General features: G+C 42.2%; 23 protein-coding genes and 2 other annotated features. Of the genes, 22 read left to right on the top strand and 1 reads right to left on the bottom strand.

The window, feature by feature from the left end; translation table 11 throughout:
• The first annotated feature begins 105 nt into the window (after positions 1–105).
• The 4 genes from NV379_RS16740 (at position 106) to NV379_RS16725 (ending at position 4,186) form a co-directional block, all read left to right on the top strand.
• On the top strand, positions 106–942 hold the full coding sequence (locus NV379_RS16740) for a polysaccharide deacetylase family protein (RefSeq protein ID WP_308860301.1): 837 nt from the start codon (positions 106–108) through the stop codon (positions 940–942).
• Between the two features lie 81 nt (positions 943–1,023).
• Positions 1,024–1,707, top strand: coding sequence for a response regulator transcription factor (locus NV379_RS16735; RefSeq protein ID WP_258208476.1), 684 nt, complete (start codon positions 1,024–1,026; stop codon positions 1,705–1,707).
• Positions 1,704–3,572: a sensor histidine kinase gene (locus NV379_RS16730; RefSeq protein ID WP_258208475.1), complete on the top strand. Its 1,869-nt coding sequence runs from the start codon at positions 1,704–1,706 to the stop codon at positions 3,570–3,572. Before NV379_RS16735 ends, NV379_RS16730 begins: the two co-directional genes overlap by 4 nt.
• A gap of 179 nt (positions 3,573–3,751) precedes the next feature.
• Positions 3,752–4,186 (top strand): PCYCGC motif-containing (lipo)protein, encoded by a 435-nt coding sequence (locus tag NV379_RS16725; RefSeq protein WP_373426126.1) that lies wholly within the window; start codon positions 3,752–3,754, stop codon positions 4,184–4,186.
• A gap of 53 nt (positions 4,187–4,239) precedes the next feature.
• Here NV379_RS16725 and NV379_RS16720 read toward each other — a convergent pair whose 3' ends face one another.
• Entirely contained in the window at positions 4,240–4,671 is a 432-nt protein-coding gene (locus NV379_RS16720) for a hypothetical protein (RefSeq protein WP_258208473.1), read from the bottom strand.
• A 326-nt stretch (positions 4,672–4,997) separates the two neighbouring features.
• Positions 4,998–5,259 (top strand) — a binding site (T-box leader).
• 76 nt (positions 5,260–5,335) lie between these two features.
• On the opposite strand from NV379_RS16720, the gene NV379_RS16715 reads away from it, so the two are divergent.
• From NV379_RS16715 to NV379_RS16630, 18 genes are all read left to right on the top strand, one after another.
• Positions 5,336–7,009 (top strand): glutamine--tRNA ligase/YqeY domain fusion protein, encoded by a 1,674-nt coding sequence (locus NV379_RS16715; protein WP_258208472.1) that lies wholly within the window; start codon positions 5,336–5,338, stop codon positions 7,007–7,009.
• Between the two features lie 124 nt (positions 7,010–7,133).
• Positions 7,134–7,823 carry a lysoplasmalogenase gene (locus NV379_RS16710; RefSeq protein WP_258208471.1) on the top strand — a complete coding sequence of 230 codons (690 nt, stop codon included), beginning with the start codon at positions 7,134–7,136 and terminating at the stop codon, positions 7,821–7,823.
• Between the two features lie 81 nt (positions 7,824–7,904).
• A complete protein-coding gene (locus NV379_RS16705; protein WP_258208470.1) occupies positions 7,905–8,165 on the top strand; it encodes a hypothetical protein in 261 nt (86 codons plus the stop codon).
• A 21-nt stretch (positions 8,166–8,186) separates the two neighbouring features.
• Positions 8,187–9,356 carry an alanyl-tRNA editing protein gene (locus tag NV379_RS16700; protein WP_258208469.1) on the top strand — a complete coding sequence of 390 codons (1,170 nt, stop codon included), beginning with the start codon at positions 8,187–8,189 and terminating at the stop codon, positions 9,354–9,356.
• A 181-nt stretch (positions 9,357–9,537) separates the two neighbouring features.
• The gene (locus tag NV379_RS16695; RefSeq protein WP_258208468.1) at positions 9,538–10,725 is read left to right on the top strand and encodes an oxalate decarboxylase family bicupin; all 1,188 of its coding nucleotides are present in this window, start codon (positions 9,538–9,540) and stop codon (positions 10,723–10,725) included.
• 50 nt (positions 10,726–10,775) lie between these two features.
• Positions 10,776–11,078, top strand: a complete 303-nt coding sequence (locus tag NV379_RS16690) for a hypothetical protein (RefSeq protein ID WP_258208467.1) — start codon at positions 10,776–10,778, stop codon at positions 11,076–11,078.
• Positions 11,079–11,211: 133 nt separating this feature from the next.
• Positions 11,212–11,862 (top strand): hypothetical protein, encoded by a 651-nt coding sequence (locus NV379_RS16685; RefSeq protein ID WP_258208466.1) that lies wholly within the window; start codon positions 11,212–11,214, stop codon positions 11,860–11,862.
• A 192-nt stretch (positions 11,863–12,054) separates the two neighbouring features.
• Positions 12,055–14,127 carry a hypothetical protein gene (locus NV379_RS16680; protein ID WP_258208465.1) on the top strand — a complete coding sequence of 691 codons (2,073 nt, stop codon included), beginning with the start codon at positions 12,055–12,057 and terminating at the stop codon, positions 14,125–14,127.
• 190 nt (positions 14,128–14,317) lie between these two features.
• On the top strand, positions 14,318–15,427 hold the full coding sequence (locus NV379_RS16675; protein WP_258208464.1) for an AAA family ATPase: 1,110 nt from the start codon (positions 14,318–14,320) through the stop codon (positions 15,425–15,427).
• A gap of 203 nt (positions 15,428–15,630) precedes the next feature.
• Entirely contained in the window at positions 15,631–16,527 is an 897-nt protein-coding gene (locus NV379_RS16670; RefSeq protein ID WP_258208463.1) for a vWA domain-containing protein, read from the top strand.
• Between the two features lie 204 nt (positions 16,528–16,731).
• The gene (locus NV379_RS16665; RefSeq protein ID WP_258208462.1) at positions 16,732–17,397 is read left to right on the top strand and encodes an amino acid ABC transporter permease; all 666 of its coding nucleotides are present in this window, start codon (positions 16,732–16,734) and stop codon (positions 17,395–17,397) included.
• Positions 17,378–18,055, top strand: coding sequence for an amino acid ABC transporter permease (locus NV379_RS16660; protein WP_258208461.1), 678 nt, complete (start codon positions 17,378–17,380; stop codon positions 18,053–18,055). The genes NV379_RS16665 and NV379_RS16660 overlap by 20 nt, the downstream gene beginning before the upstream one ends.
• A gap of 22 nt (positions 18,056–18,077) precedes the next feature.
• Positions 18,078–18,824, top strand: coding sequence for an amino acid ABC transporter ATP-binding protein (locus NV379_RS16655; protein WP_258208460.1), 747 nt, complete (start codon positions 18,078–18,080; stop codon positions 18,822–18,824).
• A 28-nt stretch (positions 18,825–18,852) separates the two neighbouring features.
• Entirely contained in the window at positions 18,853–19,746 is an 894-nt protein-coding gene (locus NV379_RS16650) for a cysteine ABC transporter substrate-binding protein (RefSeq protein WP_258208459.1), read from the top strand.
• Positions 19,747–19,889: 143 nt separating this feature from the next.
• A complete protein-coding gene (locus NV379_RS16645) occupies positions 19,890–20,435 on the top strand; it encodes a GNAT family N-acetyltransferase (protein ID WP_258208458.1) in 546 nt (181 codons plus the stop codon).
• A 100-nt stretch (positions 20,436–20,535) separates the two neighbouring features.
• Complete coding sequence (locus tag NV379_RS16640) at positions 20,536–22,920, top strand: polyprenyl synthetase family protein (protein ID WP_258208457.1); 2,385 nt, start codon at positions 20,536–20,538, stop codon at positions 22,918–22,920.
• Positions 22,921–22,986: 66 nt separating this feature from the next.
• Positions 22,987–23,251: a binding site (T-box leader), on the top strand.
• Positions 23,252–23,364: 113 nt separating this feature from the next.
• Complete coding sequence (gene asd / locus NV379_RS16635) at positions 23,365–24,450, top strand: aspartate-semialdehyde dehydrogenase (RefSeq protein WP_258208456.1); 1,086 nt, start codon at positions 23,365–23,367, stop codon at positions 24,448–24,450.
• Between the two features lie 208 nt (positions 24,451–24,658).
• Positions 24,659–26,929 carry a helix-turn-helix transcriptional regulator gene (locus NV379_RS16630; RefSeq protein ID WP_258208455.1) on the top strand — a complete coding sequence of 757 codons (2,271 nt, stop codon included), beginning with the start codon at positions 24,659–24,661 and terminating at the stop codon, positions 26,927–26,929.
• Positions 26,930–26,966 lie beyond the last annotated feature (37 nt).

Raw genomic sequence — 26,966 nt, 5'->3', positions numbered from 1 at the left:
CTAGTTAATCTCTATCTGAACTGCATTTAATCTTCACATGTCCCTCTTAATCTATTACTTACATGAAGTCTTCATGAGAAGCATCTAGAGAGAGGGAAGAGAAGAATGAAAACAACTAGATTCAGTAGAAGAAGAGGTTTGTTTTACAAAATTGGACTAATAGTAGTTATAGCAATTGCGGCATTGTCGCTTAAGCTTTACGTTTCGGGGAAAGCGGATGTGAGCGCACACGAAGTCAGTCCAAGTACTAGCCCAAGCATTAGCTCAAGTACCAATGATCAGGTGAATAAGGAAACCGAACAGCAGAAGAAACCTGATTTTAAACCAGAAGGGAAGGTCGTATATCTCACATTTGATGATGGGCCGACGAAGTACACAAGTAAATTCCTAGATGTGTTGAAGCAACACGGTGTAAAAGCGACGTTCTTCATGACGGGGAATAATTTATCTACTGTTGGTTATCAACCCAATGTGAAACGTGCGATAGACGAAGGGCATTATGTTGGCGCACACAGTATGACGCATAACTCGAAAAAACTGTATAATGAAGGCATGTTTGTTCCGGAGATGAAGGAAACCATTCAGCTGATTCAGAGCATTACGGGAGAGCGCCCGAAGCTTGTACGTCCACCATACGGCTCTGCTCCAGGGCTTAAACCGCAGCAAGTTCGCGATCAACTCGCACAATCAGGCATTAAAGTATGGGATTGGACGATTGATTCGAATGACTGGAACCTTCGTGGTAAACCAGATAAAATCATAGAGACGATCAAAGCACAGACAAAGCGGGACGTTGAGGTCGTACTGATGCACGAACAACCGCAAACGTTGCAGGCCTTACCTCAAATCATCGAATTTTATAAGAAAAAAGGATACAAGTTCGCTGTCTACAAGGAATCCGAGCATTTCTCGTTAAACTTCCAAAAAGATGATCGCTTGTAACCTGAATCAACCATGTATTACATGAACAACAATCTAAATAGCAATAATAGTCCTGATTGGATCATATTAGGGAGACTTCTAATGACACACACCATTCTAATCGTAGAAGATGAACAAATACTTCGAGAAGTGATGAAAGATTACTTCCTAAAAGAAGGGTATACTGTGCTTGAAGCAGATAATGGCCAAGATGCCATGACAATTTTTCAAGAAAACGAAGTGGATCTGATCATCTTGGATATCATGTTGCCCGAATTAGACGGATGGTCGGTATGCAGGCGCATTCGTAAAGTGTCGCAAGTGCCTATTATTATGCTGACCGCGAGAGTGGATGAGGACGATACACTCCTCGGATTTGAGCTGGGTGCCGATGATTATGTGACCAAGCCTTATGTACCACCAATATTACTAGCAAGAGCGAAGCGACTACTTGAGAGCAGGCAATGGAAAGCACAGGTTCATGATCACGATTCGCTATCGAGCAGTGGTATTCATGTGAATCTACCTTCCCGCACTGTTACTGTGGATGGTAATCCTTGTAATCTAACGCATACCGAATATGAGATATTAACGTATTTAATGAATCATAGTGGAATCATTCTCACACGAGAGCAGTTAATTATGAAAATATGGGGATATGACTTTGTCGGCGATGACCGAACGATAAACAGTCACATTCGTAATTTACGCAATAAATTAGGGGATCAGTCGAAATGCATTGTGACGGTTGTCCGATCAGGGTATAAATTCGAGGAACTACGATGAGACGAGGCATTGTATTTAAGTTGTTTACGCTAACAACGGCACTGTGCGTACTTATTCTAGTGACGATCTTCGTAGGGCAGACGGTATTCTTCAAGCAGTATTACGTCCATCAGAAAGTGGATAAAGTGCAAGCGAGTCTACAGGCTTTTGCCGAACAATATCAGGCTGAGAAAGGTAGTAACGCGGCGACTGAACAATTGGAGCAGTCGTTCTATCAGGAACATAATACACTTGTGACTGTGCTGGATCACTTAGGCAATTTGAAGGATACCGATGATCTGTCAATTGAGGTTCAAATCAATAAAAGTGAAGTACAGTCGCTCAATAATAAGAAAATTACGATCCCGCTCTATAGTTTTATGAACAATGATTATGTACAGATGGATGACTTGCAATCGGAGAAGAGTGGACTTCAAATCGGAAATACAGTTGCTGTGGATATTATTCAAATCGGGGATGAAATCGTACCCTACCGCATATTAGCATACGATTATGGAACGGTATGGGAGAATAATCAGTTAGGGAAGAAAATAAGAGAACATTATGAAGCCTACCCAAATCAAGCCTACCCAAAGGTTGTATCGCCTAAAGAAAAGCTAAATCCAAATCCTGAAGAACTGATTCCGACAAATGCATTTTATGGGAAAATAGTTAAGATAAACGTTCCTTCTAAAGATGCATCAACACGTTTTATGTATACCAATCACTTGTTCCTTGAGCGAATTAAAGCATTTCAGGCAGATTTAATCATGCAGCAGATAAAAGATGTATATGAACAATCGGCGCAAAATTCGACTTATGAGGAGAATGACATTCAGTATAAGCAGTTTATGATGCCGATTCAGAGTCAAGCAGGAGAGATGGAATATATATATGCAATGGCATCCCTGCAACCTGTGGACGAAGCGATTCAGATGATTCAGGACTATTATGTATATTTGGTTGTGTTTGTTCTCGTGCTCATTGTTCTCGTGTCTTTCTATTATTCAAAGCGCATTGCAAGGCCACTCTTGCTTATTAATGATACGACGAAGAAGATTGCTGAGCTTGATTTCTCTAAGCAGATTCGGATTAATTCCAAAGACGAGATCGGAGATCTTTCACATAACATCAATGAACTCTCTGATACGCTGCATTCACATATTCAGAAACTCCAGCAGGACATCCAGAAAGAGAAGCAATTAGAAGTGACGCGCAAAGAATTTATCTCAGGTGTATCCCATGAACTAAAGACACCGCTGAGCGTAATCCGAAGCTGCCTATGGGTGCTCAAAGACGATGTAGCCGGGGAGAAGAGAGATTATTATTTTGAAGCGATGGAAAATGAAGTGAAGAAGATGGACCACCTAATTGTAGATATGCTTGAGCTCTCTAAGTATGAGTCTGGTACTTACAAGATGGAGGTCGAAGTGTTTGCCATTGATGAGATGATTGAAGTCATTTGTGATAAGTTCGCACCAGAGATGACGAAAAAACGGTTGTGGCTAAACTTAAGCTTGCACCATACAGAAGTTGTAGCGAATCCACTTCGTATTGAACAAGTTCTTGTCAATTTCATAAGCAATGCGATTCGTTATTCTCCAGACGGAGAGTCAATCCGACTCTCGATGGTGGATCAGACAAATACAATTGGAATTAACATTGAAAACACGGGCACGCACATTCCTGAAGATCAATTGGATAAAATCTGGGATCGATTCTATCGTGGGGAAGCTTCACGTCGCCGCTCTAGCGGTGGGACGGGTTTAGGTCTTGCTATTTCGAAGCGGATTCTAGAATTGCATGGACTGAGCTATGGAGTTCGTAATACGGAGGATGGAGTATTATTTTACTTTAACTTGAAAAAAAGTGAAGAGCGTTCTTGAGGAAGCTAGAGAAGATTAGGTCAACAATTATAGGGTAGGGATGTATTGTAATTCCAACGATTTATTGAACAATTGTCATAGCTTATATACGAGTATATCTTTGATGATATAGTAGAAATATCTTATATCATGAGGTGGATCCATTGAAAACTCGATTAACGCTATTGTTACTTGCAGGTATGCTCTTCTTATCCGCGTGTAGCACCAAGAAAGAAGAAGTACACCAAGAGCATGTGCAAGGAGATATTCAAGAAAAGACAGCCTCAGCAAGTCAGCTTCCTAAATTTCTAGATAAGCAAAAGGAAGAAATTCGCATGGTATACCAAGTAGCAGGGATGGCAACAGACATTATCAAGTGGATGCCTTGCTATTGTGGTTGTGGTGAGAGCGTAGGTCACCAAAGTAATCTGAACTGTTTCATTAAGGAAGTTAATAGCGATGGTTCAGTCGTATGGGATGATCATGGCACTCGCTGCGGCGTATGTATGCAAATTGCTGTTGAATCTGTACAGCTGAAACAACAAGGCAAGTCGCTTAAAGAAATTAGAGATTATATCGATAAGAAGTACGAGAAAGGCTACGGAAACCCTACAAAGACGCCGATGCCTGTCTAAAGAACCGATCGTAGCCCGCGCTTATAGCGGGTTTTCTTATGTAAACTTAGGGACTAGCAAGAGAAGTAAGCCACTGATTTATCGATAAGAAATGTCCGGTCAAGCATAAGATCTGCACGATAAATGGATGGGCTGCCATGTGTTAATTGATCGGCTAGCTGGCTTAGGGCTGCTTCTGCGACACGTGCTCGTAATGAGCCCCAAGATTCGTTAATGAGTGACGTACATTGGAGAGCTTGACCGACAGACATGTGCTTCATACGCATATAGACCGAAGCCCACTGTACGAGATCAAAGTGTTTCTCATGCGGATATGGAATATCGAATCTGTGCACACCTGAGCAATTATGACTCGAGATAATGAATAATCCACTTGAGTTGTTAGTGTCAAGTTGGTAGATCGTAATGGAATCAATCGGATGATTCAACAAATGATCAACTTGTATTTGATGCTGCTTGTAGGTCTGTTTAAGTGCTAATGCCATTGGTGGCACTCTCCATTTCACTGTTATGATATGAAATATTACTTGGAACGCCAATTAAAGTAAAACGGGATTAAAATGATTGAATCCCGATTAACCGTGTAATTGTCGAATGGTAGCGTATACAAGTGGCAGCATTGTTCATTTGCTATGTAAATGCTTAGGTTATCTAAGTTTTAGCTAAGTTTTATTGTAATTTACCCGATAAGTTATGAATGAGCGAGTATAGAGAAGAATATTGGAGAATCATAACGATAAGTTGTCTAACGCAGTCCCAATCGTTCACTATTTACAGACCACGTAGACCTTGTTATGATGTTATCAACATTTGAAACGCGATGATGAGAAGAGTAAGGGAATACGCACTTACCCAGAGAGCTCCGGCAGCTGAAAAGGAGCAAAGCGCGAGTCCCTGAAACAAGCCTCTGAGCAGTATGTCGGAACCGTTAGCGGTAGATGACATGACGGGAGCTCCCGTTATAGAGCTAGAGTATAAGCAATTGTGCATCATAACAATGCCGTACTTGAAAAGGTTAATATGGCGACATATTAATGAACCCGGGGTGGCACCACGATAACTTCGTCCCCAAGACAACAAGTCTTGGAGGTGAGGTTTTTTTATTTTGTGGGAAAAGATCACTTTATTCATTCCTTAGGAGGGTTCAATATGGCTGAAGATAACAAACACGATCACTTTATGTATAAATTAATCGATGAAGAGCGGCAAACGTATTCGTTCGGAAGAGAGATGTGTACACGGTTCCCACCTGAGCCGAATGGTTACTTGCATATTGGCAGTGCGTATGCGATCCATACGAATTATTCGATTGCTGCCAAATATGACGGAACATTTCATCTGCGCTTTGACGATACGAATCCGTTGAAAGAAGATATCAAGTATGTGAATGTCATCAAGGAAGACATCAAGTGGCTTGGATATGATCCAGGCAACCATATCTATTACGGCTCAGATTACTCGAATGCAATATATGATGCTGCTATCAAGCTGATTCAGAAAGGTAAGGCATATGTGTGCGACTTGTCGCCAGATGAAGTTGCTGCTTATCGCGGGACACTTACCGAACCGGGTAAGAATAGTCCTAATCGAGACCGAACGATCGAAGAGAACTTAGATCTATTCTGCAATATGAAAAATGGGGGTTATCCATCCTCGTCGAAAGTATTGCGTGCTAAAATAGATATGAGCTCGCCGAATATGAATTTGCGCGATCCCATTCTATACCGGATCATTCATGCTGAACACTATCGAACGGGCAAAGAATGGTGCATCTATCCGATGTATGACTTTGCTCATCCGATTCAAGATGCAATCGAAGGCATAACGTATTCCATGTGTTCCAATGAATTTAAGGACCATCGTCCTCTGTATGAGTGGGTTCTAAATGAGCTCGATATGGTTAATCCACCGCGCCAAAGGGAGTTCGGTAGATTGAACTTGACAGGAGTTGTCACAAGCAAGCGATTCTTGAGGCAATTGGTGGAAGGTGGACATGTGGATGGATGGGATGACCCTAGACTTCCGACACTTCAAGGGATGCGAAGAAGAGGGTTTACACCTTCGAGTATTCGAGATTTTATTGAGCAAATTGGTAGTATTCGTACGCAAAGTACGGTGGATATCTCACTTCTCGATCATGCACTTCGTCAGGATTTAAAGGTACACACAACAAGTGTGATGGCCGTGCTAGACCCACTTAAGGTTGTGATTACGAACTATCCAGAGGATCATATGGAGATGCTGACAATTGAGAAGAACAGCGAGAATAAGGAGCTGGGAAATCGGGAGGTTCCTTTTGCCAGAACGATATATATTGAACGTGAAGATTTCATGGAAGTGCCTGTGAAAGGGTTTCATCGCTTAAGCCCGCAAGCTGAAGTGAGACTTAAAGGTGCTTATTTTATCAAATGTGAAGAAGTGATTAAAGATCCGGTGACGGGTGAAGTTATCGAACTTCATTGTACGTATGACCCACGAACGAAGAGTGGTTCAGGGTTTACAGAACGCAAGGTGAAAGGGACGATTCATTGGGTTTCAGCGGATCACGCGGTAAAGGCAGAAGTTCGGTTATACGATAAACTGTTGAAGGATGAGAACGCGCCGAAAGAAGCGGGTGATTGGACAGATTCGTTGAACGCAGAGTCCCTAATTGTAGTTCGGGAGGCACTGATTGAACCTCATGTGAAAGAAATTGATGCTGAGGATCGGATGCAATTTATGCGTCATGGTTATTTTTACAGGGATCATAAATATACGACAACGGAGCATCTAGTTATGAATCGAATTGTGCCGTTAAAGGATAGTTGGAATAAGAAAAGCTAGTAATGCGATAGGCTGCGACTTCGGTTGCAGCTTTTTTGTTTGGTAGTATTTTTAATTGGAAACTTATGGGTGCGCAAGTATAATGAATGTAAAGGCTTACAATTGATTTTAAGGGGGATGGAACATGTTTCGTAACGTACTAATAGCTGCGATTCTTGTAACAGGTGCGTTTCATCTAGCGACGCTTTATATGGACAATGAGGCGGTACATTGGGTGTTTAAACTACTTCCGATGCTGCTCATTCTAACACTTGCGATTCGATCAATTTCCATCACACCTAAGCGTACATACAAATTATTGATGATGATTGGACTCGTATTCTGCCTAGGAGGAGATGCGTTCCTGCTTAATACGGGAGATCAATGGTTCATACTTGGACTAGGGTCCTTTCTAATCGGGCATCTAATCTATATCGTAGCACTGCTCCATAGATGGCATTATTCACTAATTTCGCTACTAAGCATCATTCCAATAGGGATCTATGCATGGTGGGTCGGTTCAAATCTGTATGAGAGTATGCGGGGGACAGAAGGTGAGAGCGGTATGTGGTTGCCAGTCCTCGTGTACTTGATAGCAATCTCCTCGATGTTATGGGTTGCTATGATGAGTCGCAATTCATATGCTGCACTCGGTGCAGGGTTGTTTGTAGTATCAGATTCAATCTTAGCTTGGAATAAATTTGTTGGACCTGTGTTTGCATCGGGATTTCTCGTGATGCTTACGTATTTCATTGCGCAATTGCTGCTTGCTTGCAGTATCTCGGGTGTGATGTTCCATCGTAAGCAATCTCATGCCAGAGATATACAGGTGTGAGATTGTTATATGTATAGACTATAAGAAATTCAATCTGATTTGTTATATAATGAGTGAAGTTGGTATATAGGGGGCTAAATCATGTCGAGTGGCAGAATGGCGCAACCAGATAATTCAGAACATCAAGGATTATTGAAGAGAAGCAGTGAACATAAACTTGGAACGCCTAACAGAGGCGAAGCACAGCGTTCGATGGGGACATTAAATGGAATTGGGCTAGGAGCAGGGAAAGTTGCCGCTACAATCCAGATGAACGGTGTCCTGATCAATGATGACCCGAAGCTTGAGCAAGAGGCGAATGATATGGGTGCGAAAATCGCTCAAATGAAAATAATTACTTAATGAAGTGTAAGGAGAATAAACATGACGATGAAGCTTTATTATGACAATGCTTATACGACAGATTGGGAAACAACGATCACCCAGAAGCTTGAGAAAGAAGACGGGTTTTTCGTTACTTTAGAGAAGACGGCATTCTATCCGCATGGTGGTGGACAACCGTGTGATTTTGGGACAATTCAAGGCATACCTGTCTTGGATGTTATCAGTGTGGAAGATCAAATCCTTCATCAAGTTGAGCGTTTGCCTGAGGAGAATGAAGTAGCTTGCCAGCTTGATTGGAACAGAAGGTTCGATCATATGCAACAGCACAGCGGACAGCATCTGTTATCTGCAATTACACGAGATTTATTTCAATTTAAGACTGTAAGCTTTCATCTAGGTACGGATTATTGCTCCATTGATATTGAAACTCCTGAGCTCAAGTTAACGCAACTAGATGCCATTGAGCACGAAGTAAATAAGCATATTTATAAGAATCACGCGATTACTAGCTATTTCGTGACCGAAGAAGAATTAAGCAAGCTCAACCTTGTGAAAGAGACTTCGATCAAAGAGAACATCCGCATCGTGGAGATGGCAGGTATTGAGTATAACGCTTGTGGTGGTACGCATGTCTTGTCAACAGGTGAGCTGGGAATGATCAAGCTGCTAAAGACGGAGAAGCTAAAAGGTAATACACGTATTTATTTCAAATGCGGGTATCGTGCGCTAGCAGAGACTAAAGAAAATCAGCGTATATTAGGAACGCTTACGAATAAGCTTAAAACTAGCAAAGAAGAAATGGTAGAGCGCATTGAGAAATGGGAGCAAGAACAGAAGCAGCTCCAATTCGATCTGAATGCCTATAAGAATAAACTGGACGAATACACTGCACAAGAATTGATCGCGGCAAGTCAGGGTCCGCTCATCACGCATATTTATGAAGATAAATCGATGCAAGACTTGCAAAATCTCGCTAACAAGATCACTTCCTTATCCAGCTGCATTGTGCTCCTTGTGACGAAATTTGAGAACAAGGTTGTACTTGCCCAGCAAGGTCAAGATGATTTTGCATGCGGAGCATTTTACAAAACACATGTAAGTAGCTATAACGGCAAAGGCGGCGGCAGTCAGACGCAAGCACAAGCAGGCTTCCCAACTTGGGAAGATGCAGAGGCATTCTATGCCTTTGCGAAGCAATCCATCTGCTAATATTTGGTTAGATCGAATATGAAATGAATAACTAATAGGCGATTATTTCCTAAAGGATAGATGGGGAATGATCGTCTATTTTTTTGTAGTTATGTTGTAAGTGAATGCGTAATAGTTATACAACAAGATGAAAGATCATACCTTTCTAGAATAAGAGCGTGATAGGAGGGTGTGAGGGTGGATGGATGATAAGCGTAAACTGCAGATGTTTTATTCGAATGTGCCACAACCAATTCGAAGTGATGGAATGGGAGCGACAGATCTCGGTCCGCGTGATGTGATGCGTGATTGTGAGAATAAGAACATGTTCGTACCGCCTGTTACAGATGCGGGGCTCGTGCCGAACATGCGATATTCTTTTTCCGATACACATATGCAATTAAATCATGGAGGATGGTCACGCGAGATAACAGTTCGAGAACTGCCGATCGCTACGACACTTGCGGGAGTTAATATGCGTCTAACCCCAGGAGGGGTGCGGGAACTACATTGGCATCAACAGTCGGAGTGGGCATATATGCTATATGGTCGGGCTCGAATTACTTCTGTTGATCAGAAAGGCAGGAACTATATTGCTGATGTTGGGCAAGGGGATCTCTGGTTTTTTCCTGCGGGTTTGCCGCATTCGATTCAAGGGTTGGATGAAGGGTGCGAGTTTCTGCTTGTGTTCGATGATGGGAATTTCTCTGACTTAAATACGCTGTCAATCACAGATTGGTTTGCTCATACGCCGAAAGATGTGCTATCTGCTAACTTTGGCGTTCCTGAGGATACATTCGACTGTATTCCACCAGATCAAGTTTACATTTTTCAAGATGATGTGCCTGGTTCGATTGAAAGTCAAGAAGTTGAATCCCCCTATGGAATTATTCCGTTCCCATTTAAATATGAACTACTTGCTCAAGAACCGCTTCGAACTCCAGGTGGGAGCGTCCGCATTGTGGATTCGAAGAATTTTCCTGTGTCAAAGACGATTGCTGCTGCGCTAGTTGAGGTGAAGCCAGGTGCGATGCGTGAACTCCATTGGCATCCGAATCAAGATGAGTGGCAGTATTACTTAGCAGGAGAAGGTCGAATGACTGTATTTGCTGGGAATGGTGCTGCAAGGACGTTTGATTTCCGGGCTGGAGACGTCGGGTATGTTCCGTTCGCATTCGGGCATTACATTCAGAATACAGGAACGCAGACGTTATGGTTTCTAGAGATGTTCAAGAGTGATCGCTTTGAAGATATTTCGCTGAATCAATGGATGGCGTTAACACCTCGTGATCTAGTAAGAGATAACTTACATGTAGGACCAGAACTCCTTGACGCGCTACGCAAGCAGAAGTGGCCGGTTGTGAAATACCCATCATCAGATGAAAGTTAGTCCTCGGATCTGCTATAATAAGACGATCTTATATATACGGAGGCTATACAATGAGTCAGCGTTACCGCATCACAAGAGAACATCAAGAAATTAGTGAGAAACAAATTTCTCTCGAAGAGTGCAAGCAATATTTTGAAACAAGACCGGATGTGACTTATACATCTGTGTTTACGGTTAAGGGTGAAACGACGATGTCTATTGAAGGCGACTTCTTCATGTGGAGCTATGGAGAGCTTCTCATTCCATTCCGTCATTATGAAGGCGACCTTTATGTATCAGGTGCGAATGAAGCGGTAGTTCCATTCATGATGGAAATCGCAGGCGCGCTGAGAGCAGATATTGAAGAAGGTTAGTAATAGGAATATGATGGGAAGAGAGCAGCCGATGGGCTGCTTTTTTTGTATATATAGGCTAGTTTGTTTTTTTGCAATGATCAATGTCCTTTAGTACAAACTTGAATAAAGTATTAAAAAAGGAGGTGCGGTAATGTCCATATCCATCATTCGTGATCGTATTGTTAGCAGCCCATCCACAACTGTGGTAGCGATTGATCGTAGTACCGCAATAAGTGGGTTGCTTAATATGACAGGAACACCTGCAACAGATGTAGGGCGTTCATTCTTTGCATGGCCAGGTTTAGATTCGTATTCGAATGATAATTACTTTACACCTGTAACACCCGCATTCGTGTGGGGAGATACGGTGATTCCCGGTGAACGATTAGGGTTTGCTGCAAGCAGTCAGCTTACGGGAAATCCATCTGCATCAAGTTTGTCGATTATTGTATTTCTTACGGTTTTTTGTGATAACGCCCATGATGTTGTTATTCAATTATTACAGGAGGGGAAACCTTTCCCAGCCGTTACGATAACACCTGTGGATGGCTTTAATGTTCCATTGCCGTTAATTGATGGCACCATGACACCCATGAACGAACCTGTAGCACCTCCATTTAATTGGCAAACCCTGCGGTTTTACTCCGGAACTGTCGATGTTGAGGATAGTACTTCTAATTACTCGGCAGTGGTCTCTTTTGAAGGACAGAATTACTTGAACCAAGGTTCAGCGCCGAATCCGGCGGGGTTAGCGTTCGTTATGGATACGTACTTTATTTTTGAGGTTTTCGAAGAAAACTAACACCGAATACATGCAACTTATTTCATTTCAAGACGTCTAATTTTTTGGGATTATTAACCAAATTAGATAAATTGAGATGGATGAGGGGCGTTGTTTATTTTGCTCAGAAAATGGGGGCTGTTCGGGTTATTATTCATACTGTTGGTGTTAAGTGCTTGTCAGGAGAGGGCGGGGACAGCACCAGAAAGGAGTGTGTCAACAGTAGTTACAGTACCATCATCGTCTTCAGTTCTGGGAACAACAACACCTGAAGTGACGTCAACTGTAACTGAAAGTGTTAACAAACCGTTATGGGTGGATGGGATGAAGCAATTAAGCATCTATCAATACAACGAGATTTGTTGCTCATCCTCTCATGTCGAATGGGACAAAAGCAAAATACCCAATGAAGCAGTAGAAATTCCGTACCATCTAGATCATATCAATATTGGAGTCAGTTACGTACGCAAGTCAGAGATTGATGAAGCGTTGGTTAAACCAGCGGTACAAGTACACGGAGACGTGAAGTGGGAATTAAAGGCTAATCCAGATTATGCCGAAGGATTTAATATTCATATTACTGATCCTAAAGGATCTTTTTCGGTACAAGTGAAAGGGTTGCCAGAAATGAAGTTTGCTCCTAAAGACCCTCTGAAGTATGAGATTGTGAAGGAGAAAGAAAATGAATTTGCAAACCTTACGATAAATGGAGCTGAATATGGCAATCAAATATTAATTCCTGCTGAACAGGACACGATTATCCTTGCCTTTTCGGAAGAGATGAATACGAATTCTATGCCCACTCTCAATAGTGGGAAACCTGCTGTGGGTAAATGGTTGGATAATAAACATCTGCAGATTACAGTTAGTAACATGGATAATGTGGATGTGGACGATCAAGGAATTAAACAAATGACCTTGGATTTGAATCCATTAAGAGTGAAAACAACGTCATACTTGCAGTTAGACAATACGAGTCTTACGGTTAAACAGTATCCAGCAATTCAGTGGCGTGATGGCAAGTCGGGTAAGTCAATTGGATTCAGTCCGAGAGATCGGTATTACAAACAAATTGTTACTTCTCCTGACGGTCAGAGCTATATCGGTGTATATCCGATTGGCGGGGCGTTAGGTGATGGCGATGGGTATTTCTATAGTTATGTCCTAGAACGTGCTAACCAGGAGCCAGTTGTTATCGAGTCGCATTTCTATACAACCATTGAGCCGTTCGATACCCCAGTTCAATGGATGGATAATAACCGAATCTTATATAGCTCTTACTACGGTGTATACATTTATGACATTGCGACAGGTACGAAGAAATTGCTTCGAGATAATAAACCAGATGAAATGTATAACATTAATTACGCCGTGTATGACCAAGCTCGAAAGCAAATTCATGTATTGGTGTATAACGATCGTAATGAATCGACGGGACTAGATTTGTTCACCTATGAAGACGGGAAGAATGAACTAAAAGTAACGCGTAATTATACATCAACGGTTAACCTCTACATGTACACGCATCTGGATATGCTTATTTATCCGACGAGTAAGGGCACCTATCGGACGACAATTGAGCAAGGGATTCCTTACACAACTTTTGTTAGTAACGAAGGAAAGACGCAGAAAGCAGTAGGGTATATTCGTGCTGTTGGTGAAGACGGTGCGTACTTGGAACGATTCGAAAAAGGAACCACTCTGAAATCCATTGGTTTCAGTTATTGGCAATTAGGCAAGACACCACAGAACTTTACTACGATTCCATTTGCAGATGCAATATTCGGAAGTGGATCGAAGCTTATCATACAAGAAGACGGCAAATATCTGACTTACAATCCGAATTCACGTAAATGGGAACCATGGATATCGGTTGGCAAAGAGCTTGGTGCTGTTCCGGTTAAAGGTGCGAGTGGGAACTATAAGGTGAAGAATGAACTTGCCTTTGGTGGGTTAAGAATCGGAAGTACGATAGAGGAAATCAAGAAGGTTTATGGAGATAACTATCATAACAATAATGGTGTTTCTTTCGAAATGGCGAATAACAAGTTGGTGAAAGCGATTTGGAATCCGAGCTATCTAGACTCGACCCTTGTACAAAAATTACAAATTCCTATCAATAAATCTGAAATTGATTTGTCTCTGAAAAATGAAGTGAAGGAAGTATCCTGCTACCATACAGCAACTTGTAAAAACTATATGTTTACGAATAAGGATCAGCAATTGCTGTTCCAGACCGACTGGGGCGATAAATTAGTCGATTTTATAACCCTTGAAGGGAAATAAAATCTTTGAAACCAATCTTTGCATATGTGCAGAGATTGGTTTTTTTATTTGTGGAATGGGCAAATGCCGAATTGACTTTGATCTTAACTTGCGTTATGATGCAATCATCAAATTTAGTGAATTAGTAATTTAGTAAATTAGTAAATATAAAAGCGGAGATCGCTTTTGTAAAGAAAGGAGCCAATCAAGAATGAATCAACAATGTAACTTGTCTCCGACAAGACAACTAACTGAATCCGAACAAGACCTCGTATGGAAAAAGCCCTCCTCCCATAAAGTCAGTCAAGAAGAGCAGCGTGTGTGTCAGGAGATAAAGCGCAATTGGCATCGCGGGGAAATGAAGATTGCGAACATATTGCTGGAGGGTGACGCAGGAACAGGGAAGACCCAGCTTGCGAAGGCATTATCCGCTAATTTCGGACTGCCGTATACGAAGGTGACATGTTTTGCAGATATGGACAAATCGGATATTATCGGTGCAATTCTGCCAGTGATATCAACAGAACGTATGAATCAGATGGATTTGTCGGATAAAAGCGCATTGCAGGCGTTATATGAGAACGACAGCTTTGAAAGTGCGCATGAAATATTGATGAATGTGCTCGGATTATCAGAAGAGATGGCTGCTCGCAAAATGAAGCAGTTACTTAAGCTCGCGATGGAACAAGCAGAAGGGGATAACGTGGAGTATCGCTTTTATCCGTCTGAGATCGTCAGGGCTTATCAAAAAGGATACCTGCTAGAAATCCAAGAACCGAATGTCATACGCGATGCCGCGGTGTTAATGGCGCTCAATTCGGCCTTAGAGCTTGATAGTAGCATCAATCTGCCGACAGAGATTATTCGCAGACACCCAGACTTTATAGCAGTTATTACAGCCAATCGAAGTTATGCAGGAGCTAGACCGCTGAATGAAGCACTTCGCGATAGGGTTCAACACACAGAGAAGATGGATCTTCCTTCTAAAGCCGTTATGATGGAACGAGCGAAGGCGAAGACTGGCTATGGAGAAGAGCAAGTATTAGACGCTTTTGCAGAAACCATCATTGTTCTCGATCAGACTGCACGAGCGAATGCAATCAAAGGTGTGGCTGGCATGCGTTCGTATTTCTATTGGGTAGATGCATATGCCAGCGGTGCAACAGCTACCGAATCGCTTTATCATAAGGTTATTTATAAAATTACAACCGATCCGGACGAAATCAGCCTATTGGAACATGCACTTCACAAGCATCAACTGCTAGATCGATTAACGGAGATCGAAAGTAGCGTAAAAAAAAACGAGTTTTTGACAACGTAGAGATCCACATTGAGGGCGAAATCAGCGATCCTATAATAACTGATAGCAGCCCAGATGATGAAGCTGGTGTAGCTTTTAAAAAATCCGCTGACAGCAAGCCAAACTCATCAAGTGAGAGTAGTACCGAGAATTCGAATTACTTAGAAAGCACCGACACAGGTGACAATGGCACGCCTCAATATCACCAAGGAAATCCAGATTCGATGCTAAATGATGCGAAGCAGCAAGAGCGAGATTTTCGCAAAAAATTAAACCGAGAGGCAAGGGAACTTGTTGCGGATACGGTTCATAAAGGGATCAAGCTCATTGTTCATCGCCCTGAATATGAAGTGGAGTATAAGGAAGAGTACGCTCGATTAAGTAAAGAGCTAATGCCGGTCATTCAGGAAATTGCTCGTAAAACGCTACCGCTTCTCGAACACGAAATAGCAGTTGATTATGCAAAAAATCAATACTATGGCAGTAAATTTCAAGCAGATAGCGTGGCATACCGGGATTTCCGTTCTTTTGCCAAGAAACGTCCACCAACAGAATCTCCTTCACTTGTAGTCGGGCTACGAATTGATGAGTCTGCTTCCATGGCTGCATTTGGCAGATTAGAGGCGGCAAAGCGTGCCGTGATTGCAGTGTATGAGTTTTGTCAGCTATGTAAAATTCCAGTCCTCATTTATGGGGATACAGCAGACGTGTCTCGAATGGAGCAGATGTCGATCTATGCATATACGGACAGCGAACATCCGAATCCTGATGATCGTTATAAGCTGATGGGGATTCGAGCACGAAATAACAATCGGGATGGACTCATCTTAAGAATGATGGCCGAACGACTCCTAACATCCTCCGAGCAGACGAAGCTACTTATAAGTATTAGTGATGGTCAACCCAAAGCGATGGAGGACTATACGGGAAGTGTTGCAGCAACTGATATGCAGCAGACGATTGCTGAGTACGAGCGCAAGGGTATAACCTTCCTAGCTGCCGCAATTGGTCAAGATAAAGAGGTCATTAGTCAAATTTACGGTCAAGAACGCTTTATCGACATTACGAATCTTGAGGCATTCCCACGTCAATTGGTTCGAATAATCACTCGATATATCTAATTGTTATGAAAAATAAAGAGGCATAGCCCGTCAATCGCATAGATTGGCGGGTTGTTTGTATTTTCAAATTAGACAAAAAAATAATTCTTGCAAACTTTCCCAACCTGCTGTATCGTATAAAACATTAATTCTTAGTTTGTTTATCGGAATTATATGTTTAATAGGGTCATCCTAAATCTTGACGAACAAGAAGGGTTGTCGCTTATGAATTTGGATTGGGATTTTATGAAGGAAAGTCTTCCTCTCTATGGGGAAGCAATGTGGTTGACGGTCGTTGTTGCATTCTGGGGCATTCTGTTCTCATTAATTGTCGGATTGCTGTGTAGCGTCATTCAGTATTACAAAGTGCCCGTCATTAGCCGAATAATTAGCGGTTATATCGAACTCTCTCGCAATACACCGCTGCTTGTTCAGTTGTTCTTCTTGTATTATGGTCTACCGAAGATTGGCATTCATTTCAGTGAAATGACTTGTGCTGTGATCGGACTTACGTTCTTAGGCGGTAGTTACATGACAGAGGCGTTTCGCAGCGGAATTGAGGCAGTGAGCAAATCGCAGATTGAAGCGGGTTTAAGTATTGGGTTATCCAAAGTACAGCTCGCAAGGTACGTGATTCTCCCGCAAGCGTATGCGATCAGCATTCCGTCGCTCGGTGCGAATGTTATTTTCCTATTAAAAGAAACTTCTGTCGTTGGTGCGATTGCACTAATGGATCTGATGAACGTCGCGAAGGATCTCATTGGCATGCATTACAGAACAACCGAATCCCTACTCTTACTCGTTATTGCCTATCTTATACTCGTGTTGCCATTATCACTTGTGCTCACATGGGTAGAAAGGAAGGTTAGATATGCTGAATTCGGGAATTGAGGTGCTGTTCGAAGGTTCTAATTTCGCAAGATTGCTTGGAGGCTTGCTCGTTACCATTGAAATATCGTTCATTTCGATAGTAATTGGCACTCTACTTGGAATTGTCATGGGTCTATTACGAACGCTGGATTCGAGAATTGTGAAGACACTCCTGCGACTGTACCTGGAGATGTTTCGCATTATCCCGATTCTTGTCTGGCTGTATGTCGTATACTTCGGATTTACACCATTATTAGACTTTGAAGTCAGTGGTGAAGTGACTGCGATCTTCGTGTTCAGCTTATGGGGAGCAGCGGAAATAGGCGATATTGTGCGCGGGGCATTGCAGTCATTACCTAAGCACCAAGTGGAATCTGCCCAAGCATTAGGGCTTAGTAAAGCGCAAATCTATCGGTACATTCTGATCCCACAAGCCATTCGTCGGATGTTGCCAGGTACGATTAATTTAGCGACTAGAATGATTAAGACAACATCGCTTGTGGTGTTAATCGGAGTTATTGAAGTTGTTAAGATTGGTCAGCAAATTATTGAAGTCGGCGTCATTAATGCTCCAACGGCATCATTCTGGGTGTATGGGTTTATCTTTATTCTGTACTTTATTGTGTGTTATCCATTATCTAAACTTTCCAAAGTTTTCGAGAGAAGAATGCAAAATTAGCATGTGAAAGGGGTTGTTATCCATGACCCAAGCCGCAGAAACACTCTTAGAAGTGAAGCAATTACATAAAAGTTATGGGGAACGACAAGTACTTAATGGCATTAATCTATCTGTTGAAAAAGGGGAAGTTATCGTCGTTCTAGGTCCTTCTGGTTGTGGGAAGAGTACTTTCCTGCGATGTCTCAATGGATTGGAACAAGTACAAGGTGGAGAAATTCAGTACCGAGGTCGTAACCTTGTGGATGCCAGCGTGGATTGGACTGAAGTTCGACAACATATCGGCATGGTATTTCAGAATTATGATCTGTTCCCGCATATGACCGTACTCGACAATGTATTATTAGGGCCGTTAAAGGTTCAGAAGAGAGATAAGGCTGAAGCAACAAAGCAAGCTGAACAATTACTCGAAAGAGTGGGGCTGCTTGATCGTAAAGATTCATATCCGCGTCAACTATCAGGTGGACAGAAACAGCGGATTGCCATCGTACGCGCTTTATGTATGAATCCCGATATGATTCTGTTCGATGAAGTGACAGCATCCCTCGATCCAGAGATGGTTCGTGAGGTGTTAGATGTCATTCAAGTTCTTGCACGCCAAGGGATGACGATGATTATTGTGACTCACGAGATGGGATTCGCTAAATCTGTAGGTGATCGGATCGTGTTTATGGATCAAGGTCAGATTCAAGAGATCACACCTGCTAAGCAATTTTTTGCGTCACCGACGACAGATCGTGCCAAGCACTTTCTGGATGTTTTTCAATATTAAATAATAGAAAAGTGGGAGTTGGAGAGAAATGAGAAGACGAAGCAGATGGGTGAGTATATTACTTGCAAGTGTATTATTAGTAGGTCTAACAGCTTGTGGCAATGCCAAAGAGGCTAGCAGCACCAATAACAACAGTAATGGCGCAGCGTCGAATGCGAAGTTTGCCTCTATTGAACAGCTCAAGAAGAATGGCAAGGTTCGTATCGGGGTGTTCGCAGATAAGCCGCCGTTCGGTTTTGTGGATTCGAATGGGAAGAACCAAGGCTTTGACGTTTATATTGCCAAAAAATTCGCGAAAGACTTGCTCGGTGACGAGTCCAAAGCAGAGTTTGTACTTGTAGATGCAGCAAGCCGTGTGGCTTACTTAGAATCCAATAAAGTAGATATCATTATGGCGAATTTCACAGTAACGGATGAGCGCAAGCAGAAAGTTGATTTTGCCAACCCATATATGAAACTTTCCTTCGGGATCGTATCACCAAGTGGTGCACCAATTACATCGATTGATCAGTTAAAAGCGGACGGCAAGAAGCTGATTGTAGCCAAAGGCACGACAGCAGAAACTTATTTTACAAAAAATCATCCCGATGTGAAGCTCTTGAAGTTCGATCAGTACACGGAGATTTTCGCAGCGCTTAAAGACGGCCGTGGTGCAGCCATTGCTAATGACAATACGGAACTCATCGCTTGGGCGAAAGCAAACCCTGGATTTACGGTAAGTATTCCAGAGTTTGGTGGTCAATCTACAATTGCACCTGCAGTTGGAAAGGGAAATACTGAGCTGCTGAACTGGATCAACAAAGAGCTTGAGACACTCGGTAAAGATAAGTTCATTCACGAAGCTTACAAGGCAACGCTCAATGACATCTATGGCGATGGATTTACCGATCAGTTGGTCGTTGAAGGCGGCAAGCTACAGTAATTTTTCATCTACTTTTACAAAATTTGACCTTAGTCTAGAAATCACTTAGAATATGCTTAACGAGCGGGTATAGTCAACAACTATACTCGCTTTTTTTATGTACCAATTTTTATGTACCCATACACAAAGCAGGTGAAGACTCCATGACAATTAACATTCGACAAGAAACGAATGAAGACGTTCACAAGGTTTATGAAGTAGTTAAAGCAGCGTTCGCGCAAGGGGAGCATTCGGATCAGGATGAACATAATTTAGTTAACAGACTTCGCAAGAGTCCTAACTTTATCCCAGAGCTATCCCTCGTAGCAGAGGAACACGGCAAGATCTTAGGACATATCCTGTTCACAGAGATTAAGGTGGGAGAACATATGCTTATTGCACTTGCGCCTGTCGCGGTGTTGCCAGATACGCAAGGTAAAGGAATTGGCAAGAAGCTAATTACTGAAGGTCATAGAATTGCAACTAATCTTGGATACAAGGGTTCCGTTGTCCTTGGTCATGCTGAGTACTATCCGAAGTTCGGCTACGAGAAAGCAAGCATGTATCAGATTAAAGCGCCATTCGATGTTCCAGATGAGAATTTTATGGCGATGGAGCTTCAAGATCAAGGACTATCCGGTGTACAAGGTGTTGTGGAATACGCGAAATCATTTTTTGAAAAAAAAACGAAATTCATAAACAACATGTAAAGAGCTGGGGTGTAAGCCCCAGTTCATTTTTTTTGTAACCCAAGACGATACTGCTTCGTATAAAGAAGACATAAAAGGCGGAATTGAGGTAGACCAGCTGATGAATGTTGTAAGGATGGATCAAACCGATATGGGGTACAGACGAGCAGAGTATAAGGCTGCCCAGTACTTTGCATCGCTTGTAGAACAAATGACGGGAAAACAATATGTGTCTGCGCTAACAGAAGATTTTTTACTATGGAAAAAAGACCATGTTCACCGCCGTTCTTTGTTGTCTTTCTTAACAAAAGGAACGAAGAACCCTAGTACGAAGGATACGAAGATGTATATAGATTGGCTGAAGTATACGGGAAAATTAGACAGTTATCTAGATCGCAGTGTGTCGTATATCTATATGAGAGATCTGGGCAAATCATTGGATAATCCCGTGACGCAAACTCGAATTAAATATGTAGTTAATAGCGTTAAGAAACATCTGCTTAAATCGGTTGATACTCAGAAGGGGACTGAGCTTGAGTACATGAGTCTTGCTTGGTTGTATCGTAAAGCACAGAAAAAAGGAATCGAAAGTGCTGTCATTTGGGTCATGAACAAGCTGAAGGCAGTTGCAAACCACATTCCGAAAGAGTTGAATGCAGAGCACGCACAGCGCAAGCTGATTAAGATTATCATTGGGGTGTTTATGCATGCTTATGAGGAGCTTCCACCGAATCTTACAAGCGAAGAACGCGCGAAGCGATTGGATGAAGCGATAAGACTCGGTTACTCTTATGGTCTGACTTATCCATTCATTGATGATCTTCTAGATGCTCAAATTCTATCAGCGCAAGAAAAGGTTCGTTACTCGAGTTTGATCCGTCAATCGCTTGCAACAGGTACTGTGCCAGAGTTAGGTAAGTGGGCAGCTCCGATTCAAGGATTGATGCAATATGTGCATGGTGAGCTGCGGGAAGCATTCGAATATATTAAGAACTACCAGAATATGTTGACGCAGATTACCTTCTTTGAGCAGTCGAATATTTTCTTTGAATCCCAAGAAATTGACCGTGTGAAGCATATGGATTTTGCGAATTATTCGAATGAAGAGTTATATATCCCAATTATCTTGAAGTCATCCTCATCTCGCCTAATTGTGCGCTCCGTTATTGCGGCCTCAAGCGATGATGAGATTGATGATCGTACTTTCTATAATGGGATTTACAATCAACTGGCAGACGATTTCGCAGACATGTTCGATGACATGAGAGAGGGTGCTGTTACACCTTATACGTATTATTTAAAATATCACAAGCAGCGTCCTGATCTCATTAATCCATATGAAATGTACTGGACGGTTATATATCATTTGATCCACCATGTACATGGCTCATGTGCCAAGACGCGTGAAGTCGTACTAGATCGGGCAATTAATGGCCTTAAACGTTGCAAGGAGCGGGTTGGTAAAGACAAGTACAATGAGATTATGGCGATATTTGCTTCTGGCAATCCAACGTTTAACCTCCTCGTGCAACAAATGGTACAACAAGCAAGTGATGTCGATTTCTTCGATAAGCTGCTACGGGATCAATTCATTCTAAATTTGAAAAATGATCGCAACGAACAAGAGGAATTCGTTCGTACCATTGAATCGGTACGTGAACAGATCAATAATAATCTATCGATTGATAAGCCAGCAGATATGATTCCGATGAAAGAACCACTTATTAATGCAGCGAATTATAGCTTAGAGGGAGATGGCAAGCGAATTCGTCCAATCCTATCGTGGGTGATGGGTGTGGATCAGTACGGACTTGAGCCGAAAGCGCTCATGCCATTACTTCGTTCCTTGGAATATATGCACACTGCATCGTTAATCATCGACGATTTACCTTCTCAAGACAATGCGTCCACACGGCGTGGGCGGGCAACCTTGCATATGGTTCACAATGAGGCGACAGCGGAATTAACAGGTATATTCCTGATTCTGAAGGCGGTACGTGAGCAGGCGTCTATGAAACAATATGATCCTAAGACGGTGCTGGCGCTTATGCATTATTCTGCAGAGAAAACAGAAGAGATGTGTATGGGGCAAGCGATGGACCTACATTCCAAAAGCAAGCCATTAACACTTGATGAGCTGAATACCATCTGCTTCTATAAGACAGGAATTGCATTTGAAGCTTGTCTTGTAATGCCAGCAATCTTAGCACAAGTCAATGACTTCGAGATCGAAGCGCTTAAGAAATACGCTTACCACGCAGGGATTGCTTTTCAGATTAAGGATGATTTGTTGGATTTGGAGGGAGATCATAACTTGCTAGGTAAGCCCATTGGTCAAGATACCACGAACAGTACCTCAACGTTCGTCTCGATTCTTGGTGCAGATGGCGCACGTAAAGCAATGTGGGAGCACTATTGTTTGGCGATGGAAGCATTGCAAGTAATTCCACGTAAAATTGCATTTTTGAGGCATTTATTGAACTATTTGATTAATCGAGACCGATAAATCGGCATTTTTAATCAAAAGATAGGTTTACCTCTTGGCAATTATCTGATATTATAATCCCAATATTCAAATGCGATGAAGAGATGAGTAAATAACTTCCATTCTTACACAGAGAGCTCCGGTAGCTGGAAAGGGGCAAAGAATAAGTTATTGAAGAAAGGCTCAGAGCAGCACATCGAAACGATGCGTTATGGAGATGATGTGCCAGGAGCTCCTGTTATAGAGCTAGAGTATAAGCATTCAATTGGAATGTCGTACTTGAAGAGGCTGTTATGGCGACATATTGGCGAATCTAGGGTGGTACCACGAGCATACAAATCTCGTCCCTGAGACTTATAGTCTTGGGGGTGGGATTTTTTTAGTGTTTAAAAATAGCATTCAGCAATCTTGTAACATAAGGTACATCAAATATGACGCGCGAATAGGAAAGGGATGGAAACGATTATGACACAGAAACTAAGAGCAGGTATTGTTGGCGGTACAGGAATGGTTGGACAACGTTTTATTGAATTATTGAATGGTCACCCATGGTTTGAAGTAACGACAATTGCAGCAAGCACACGTTCAGCAGGTAAGACCTATGAAGAATCCGTACAAGGAAGATGGAAGCTTGCAACACCTATGCCTGATGCAGTGAAAAATATTATGGTTCTTGACGCAGCAAATGTAGAAGAAGTAGCGGGTCAAGTGGACTTTATCTTCTGTGCGGTTGATATGACAAAATCGGAAATTCAAGCACTAGAAGAAGCTTATGCGAAGACAGGTACACCGGTTATCTCCAATAACTCGGCACATCGCTGGACACCAGACATTCCAATGGTTATCCCAGAAATTAACCCGCAGCACATTGAAGTAATCGAAGCGCAGCGCAGACGTCTAGGTACTTCCACTGGATTTATCGCTGTTAAGCCGAACTGCTCGATCCAGAGCTATGTGCCGGCACTTCACGCGCTGCTTGATTTCAAGCCGACACAAGTGGTAGCATCCACCTACCAGGCGATCTCTGGTGCAGGTAAGAACTTCACAGACTGGCCGGAGATGCTGGATAATGTGATTCCTTACATCGGTGGCGAGGAAGAGAAGAGTGAGCAAGAACCGCTTCGCATCTGGGGCAGTGTGAATAACGGTGAAATTGTGAAAGCAAGCTCTCCGATCATCACAACACAGTGTATCCGTGTTCCCGTTTTAGATGGACATATGGCAACCGTCTTTGCATCATTTGAAAATAAACCGCCAAAAGATGAAATTTTAGCGCGTTGGGCTAACTTCAAAGGTCGCCCGCAAGAGCTTGGTTTACCAAGTGCACCGAAGCAATTCATCACATACTTCCAAGAAGATAACCGTCCACAGACAAAGCTTGACCGTGAGATTGAGCGCGGTATGGGTGTTTCCGTAGGTCGCTTGCGTGAGGATTCTATTTATGACTATAAATTCGTAGGACTTTCCCACAATACTCTTCGTGGCGCAGCAGGCGGTGCCGTATTGATCGCTGAATTGCTCAAAGCAGAGGGCTATATCCAGGCTAAATAAATCGAATAAATTGTAAAGGACGCCTCTATCAAATCGTGCTGTTTCGTACAGTTGATTGGACAGTGTAGGCGTCCTTTTTTGTGGTGTCGTACTATTTTTAATCTGGTATGATCCTTAATTGAATCATCCATGAACAATTTGTCGGCTTCACCCTCTTCGTGCTACTATTTCTAGTAGGCTCAAGATCTAAGGGTGGGGTTGATTGGTTATGAAGAAAAAGAGAAAGCAAGATCATATCGTCACTGCGACTATCCAAACAGTGGATGAAGTCGATTATCTGCTTATGACAGAGCTACATATATGGTTTGTTCTTTCAGGTTACCTAGAAATCGTACGTAATGGGTCGAATATATTGATGCGGACTGGCGATATTTTTGTGCTGAATAAGGGCGATCTTGTTCGGGTTGTGAATAGTGAGGAGAATGCGACACTTAAGGTTGCTTTTGTTTCGAATGAATACCAAGTTGAGCTTCCACCATTTCAACTAAACATTCCACTTGCAATGGTGTACAAAAAAGAGGGTTACGCGCACATTAAGAACTGCATGGCTTCCTTATATGTCGAAATGAGTTATCCAGCGGATGGTTCGGACTATATGATTGAAGGATATGCGAAGCGTTTAATCGGACTACTGCTGAGATATCTTCAAACTGTGGATGAAAAGGAACAGATACATGCTGCATCAGATAAAATTCAAGAAGTGGTCTCCTACATTAACATGAATTATGCGGAGAAGCTCAGTTTAGATGAGATTGCAGACAAATTTTATAGCAGCAAGTTTTACTTGGCACATTCATTTAAGAACCAACTCGGAATTACGATCGGTAATTATATCAAAGAGGTGCGATTGTTTCATAGCTACCGCATGCTAGAGAGTACGACCGAGAAGATTGTTACGATTGCATTATCGAACGGTTTTCCTAATGTACGCGCCTTTAATGAAGCATTTAAGCTGAGCTACAAGCTGACACCGGCTGAATTTCGTGAAGAGCGTAAGAGGGGAGCGGCTAAGAAACGTACAGATTCACCTCTGTCTCAAGATGTTATGGCACTACTCGCACCCTACATGCCTCCAGGTGAAATCGTTGCACAAGTACCGATGAATCCAGATCGGATTGAAGCCCAAATTGATATGCAAGTAACGATCAGTCGATATGCGAAGGGTAATGATGTCTTGAAGGTTAAGGGAGATCTGAGGGATAGCCGCTTACTTGAAGTAAGACAACGTCTTGGTGTGAAGTGGGTAGCGGTCAATCGTATTGTGAAAATTATGGATGTGAAAGTTCAAGAAGGTAAACTTGTATGCTCATTTCGAGAACTAGATCGCATCCTACAACAGATTATTTCCGCAGGCATGCTTCCCTATCTGCAAATCCAATTCATTGATTATGATGATTGGCAGGAGATGGGCTATCCAGATAAGGGATCATTTCAAGCGGTATTTAAGGAGCTGCATCACCATTTACAGCAAAATTATTACACAAGTAATGATTGGATGTATGAATTCCGTTGCTTCTATGAATTTACGGATGGTGGAGAGTTGTGTTTGCCGGTAGTTGAGGCTATCTCCATATTCGAAGACTATAAGAATATTGTCATTCATTTTCCAGTACTGCCTGAAGGGGCAGTTACGCTCGATTCAGACTGTCTTAACGCCATTTATTGTATAGATGACATGACGTATATGCGCAAGATTTCGCTAGAAGATGCACGGAGTCATTTGTTCGATCAAGCATACATCCAGATCATTAGTGAGAATAAGAATATGAAGGTTCTGAGCCATGCGTTGACCCGAATGTTGGCTTTTGAAAAGGATGATTATTTGCAAACGTATTCTGACTTAGCACAAGCGAATGCAAGTATATGGCAATACATGAGTTTAACGAATCAATTCGAGTCTATGAATCATTTTTACACACCGTTATCGCTTGATTCAGCGAAGCTGTTTGAGTATTTTCCAGATGAGCTGGCAAGTAAGTTGTCATTATGTACCCCTGATGGTCGATACAAGGATAATTGGTATGCGAAGGAATTTGTGATGCGGCTCTTTGAGGAGGTTGTGTATCGCAATGATGCTTGTATCGTGACGAAGCGCGGGGACAACTATCGTATACTCGCTGTATATCCGGAGGAAGAGCTCATTTTGTTTATGAATCAAAAAAGTAAAGAAGAATCCGAAATAGCTTGGAAAAAAGCGAAGAGTCCGTATATTCATATTAAATTAGATATGCAAAACTTAGAGGGAACGTATCGATTGATCCAGCAAGAATTAACACCAGAGCTGGTCGATCAGCGATCCGATATTTCCGATTTAAGGAAATGTAAAAAGTTGTCCTTGGACGATATTGCATATTGGAATGGAGTTAATCGCCCTGCAAGACGCATAGAAACGCTTACAATCAAGGAATCTCATACGCTTGAGTTCGAAGTTCCGATATTCGGAATCATCATGATTGACCTTGAGAAGACGAACATTTAATGCTAAATATTGCGCTTTCGATTTTATGAAAAATCGG

Origin of the sequence: Paenibacillus radicibacter, assembly GCF_024721995.1 — a bacterium.
GTDB classification, from domain to species: domain Bacteria; phylum Bacillota; class Bacilli; order Paenibacillales; family NBRC-103111; genus Paenibacillus_AM; species Paenibacillus_AM radicibacter.
This window is presented reverse-complemented; position numbering and strand designations above follow the sequence as displayed.

Coding starts and splice junctions, on each gene's coding strand:
- NV379_RS16640 (WP_258208457.1), top strand. CDS start 20,536: ATGAATGTTGTAAGGATGGATCAAACCGATATGGGGTACAGACGAGCA.
- NV379_RS16715 (WP_258208472.1), top strand. CDS start 5,336: ATGGCTGAAGATAACAAACACGATCACTTTATGTATAAATTAATCGAT.
- NV379_RS16655 (WP_258208460.1), top strand. CDS start 18,078: ATGACCCAAGCCGCAGAAACACTCTTAGAAGTGAAGCAATTACATAAA.
- NV379_RS16685 (WP_258208466.1), top strand. CDS start 11,212: ATGTCCATATCCATCATTCGTGATCGTATTGTTAGCAGCCCATCCACA.
- NV379_RS16700 (WP_258208469.1), top strand. CDS start 8,187: ATGACGATGAAGCTTTATTATGACAATGCTTATACGACAGATTGGGAA.
- NV379_RS16740 (WP_308860301.1), top strand. CDS start 106: ATGAAAACAACTAGATTCAGTAGAAGAAGAGGTTTGTTTTACAAAATT.
- NV379_RS16705 (WP_258208470.1), top strand. CDS start 7,905: ATGTCGAGTGGCAGAATGGCGCAACCAGATAATTCAGAACATCAAGGA.
- NV379_RS16735 (WP_258208476.1), top strand. CDS start 1,024: ATGACACACACCATTCTAATCGTAGAAGATGAACAAATACTTCGAGAA.
- asd (WP_258208456.1), top strand. CDS start 23,365: ATGACACAGAAACTAAGAGCAGGTATTGTTGGCGGTACAGGAATGGTT.
- NV379_RS16630 (WP_258208455.1), top strand. CDS start 24,659: ATGAAGAAAAAGAGAAAGCAAGATCATATCGTCACTGCGACTATCCAA.
- NV379_RS16710 (WP_258208471.1), top strand. CDS start 7,134: ATGTTTCGTAACGTACTAATAGCTGCGATTCTTGTAACAGGTGCGTTT.
- NV379_RS16670 (WP_258208463.1), top strand. CDS start 15,631: ATGCTAAATGATGCGAAGCAGCAAGAGCGAGATTTTCGCAAAAAATTA.
- NV379_RS16725 (WP_373426126.1), top strand. CDS start 3,752: ATGCTCTTCTTATCCGCGTGTAGCACCAAGAAAGAAGAAGTACACCAA.
- NV379_RS16695 (WP_258208468.1), top strand. CDS start 9,538: ATGGATGATAAGCGTAAACTGCAGATGTTTTATTCGAATGTGCCACAA.
- NV379_RS16650 (WP_258208459.1), top strand. CDS start 18,853: ATGAGAAGACGAAGCAGATGGGTGAGTATATTACTTGCAAGTGTATTA.
- NV379_RS16690 (WP_258208467.1), top strand. CDS start 10,776: ATGAGTCAGCGTTACCGCATCACAAGAGAACATCAAGAAATTAGTGAG.
- NV379_RS16675 (WP_258208464.1), top strand. CDS start 14,318: ATGAATCAACAATGTAACTTGTCTCCGACAAGACAACTAACTGAATCC.
- NV379_RS16660 (WP_258208461.1), top strand. CDS start 17,378: ATGCTGAATTCGGGAATTGAGGTGCTGTTCGAAGGTTCTAATTTCGCA.
- NV379_RS16720 (WP_258208473.1), bottom strand. CDS start 4,671: ATGGCATTAGCACTTAAACAGACCTACAAGCAGCATCAAATACAAGTT.
- NV379_RS16665 (WP_258208462.1), top strand. CDS start 16,732: ATGAATTTGGATTGGGATTTTATGAAGGAAAGTCTTCCTCTCTATGGG.
- NV379_RS16730 (WP_258208475.1), top strand. CDS start 1,704: ATGAGACGAGGCATTGTATTTAAGTTGTTTACGCTAACAACGGCACTG.
- NV379_RS16645 (WP_258208458.1), top strand. CDS start 19,890: ATGACAATTAACATTCGACAAGAAACGAATGAAGACGTTCACAAGGTT.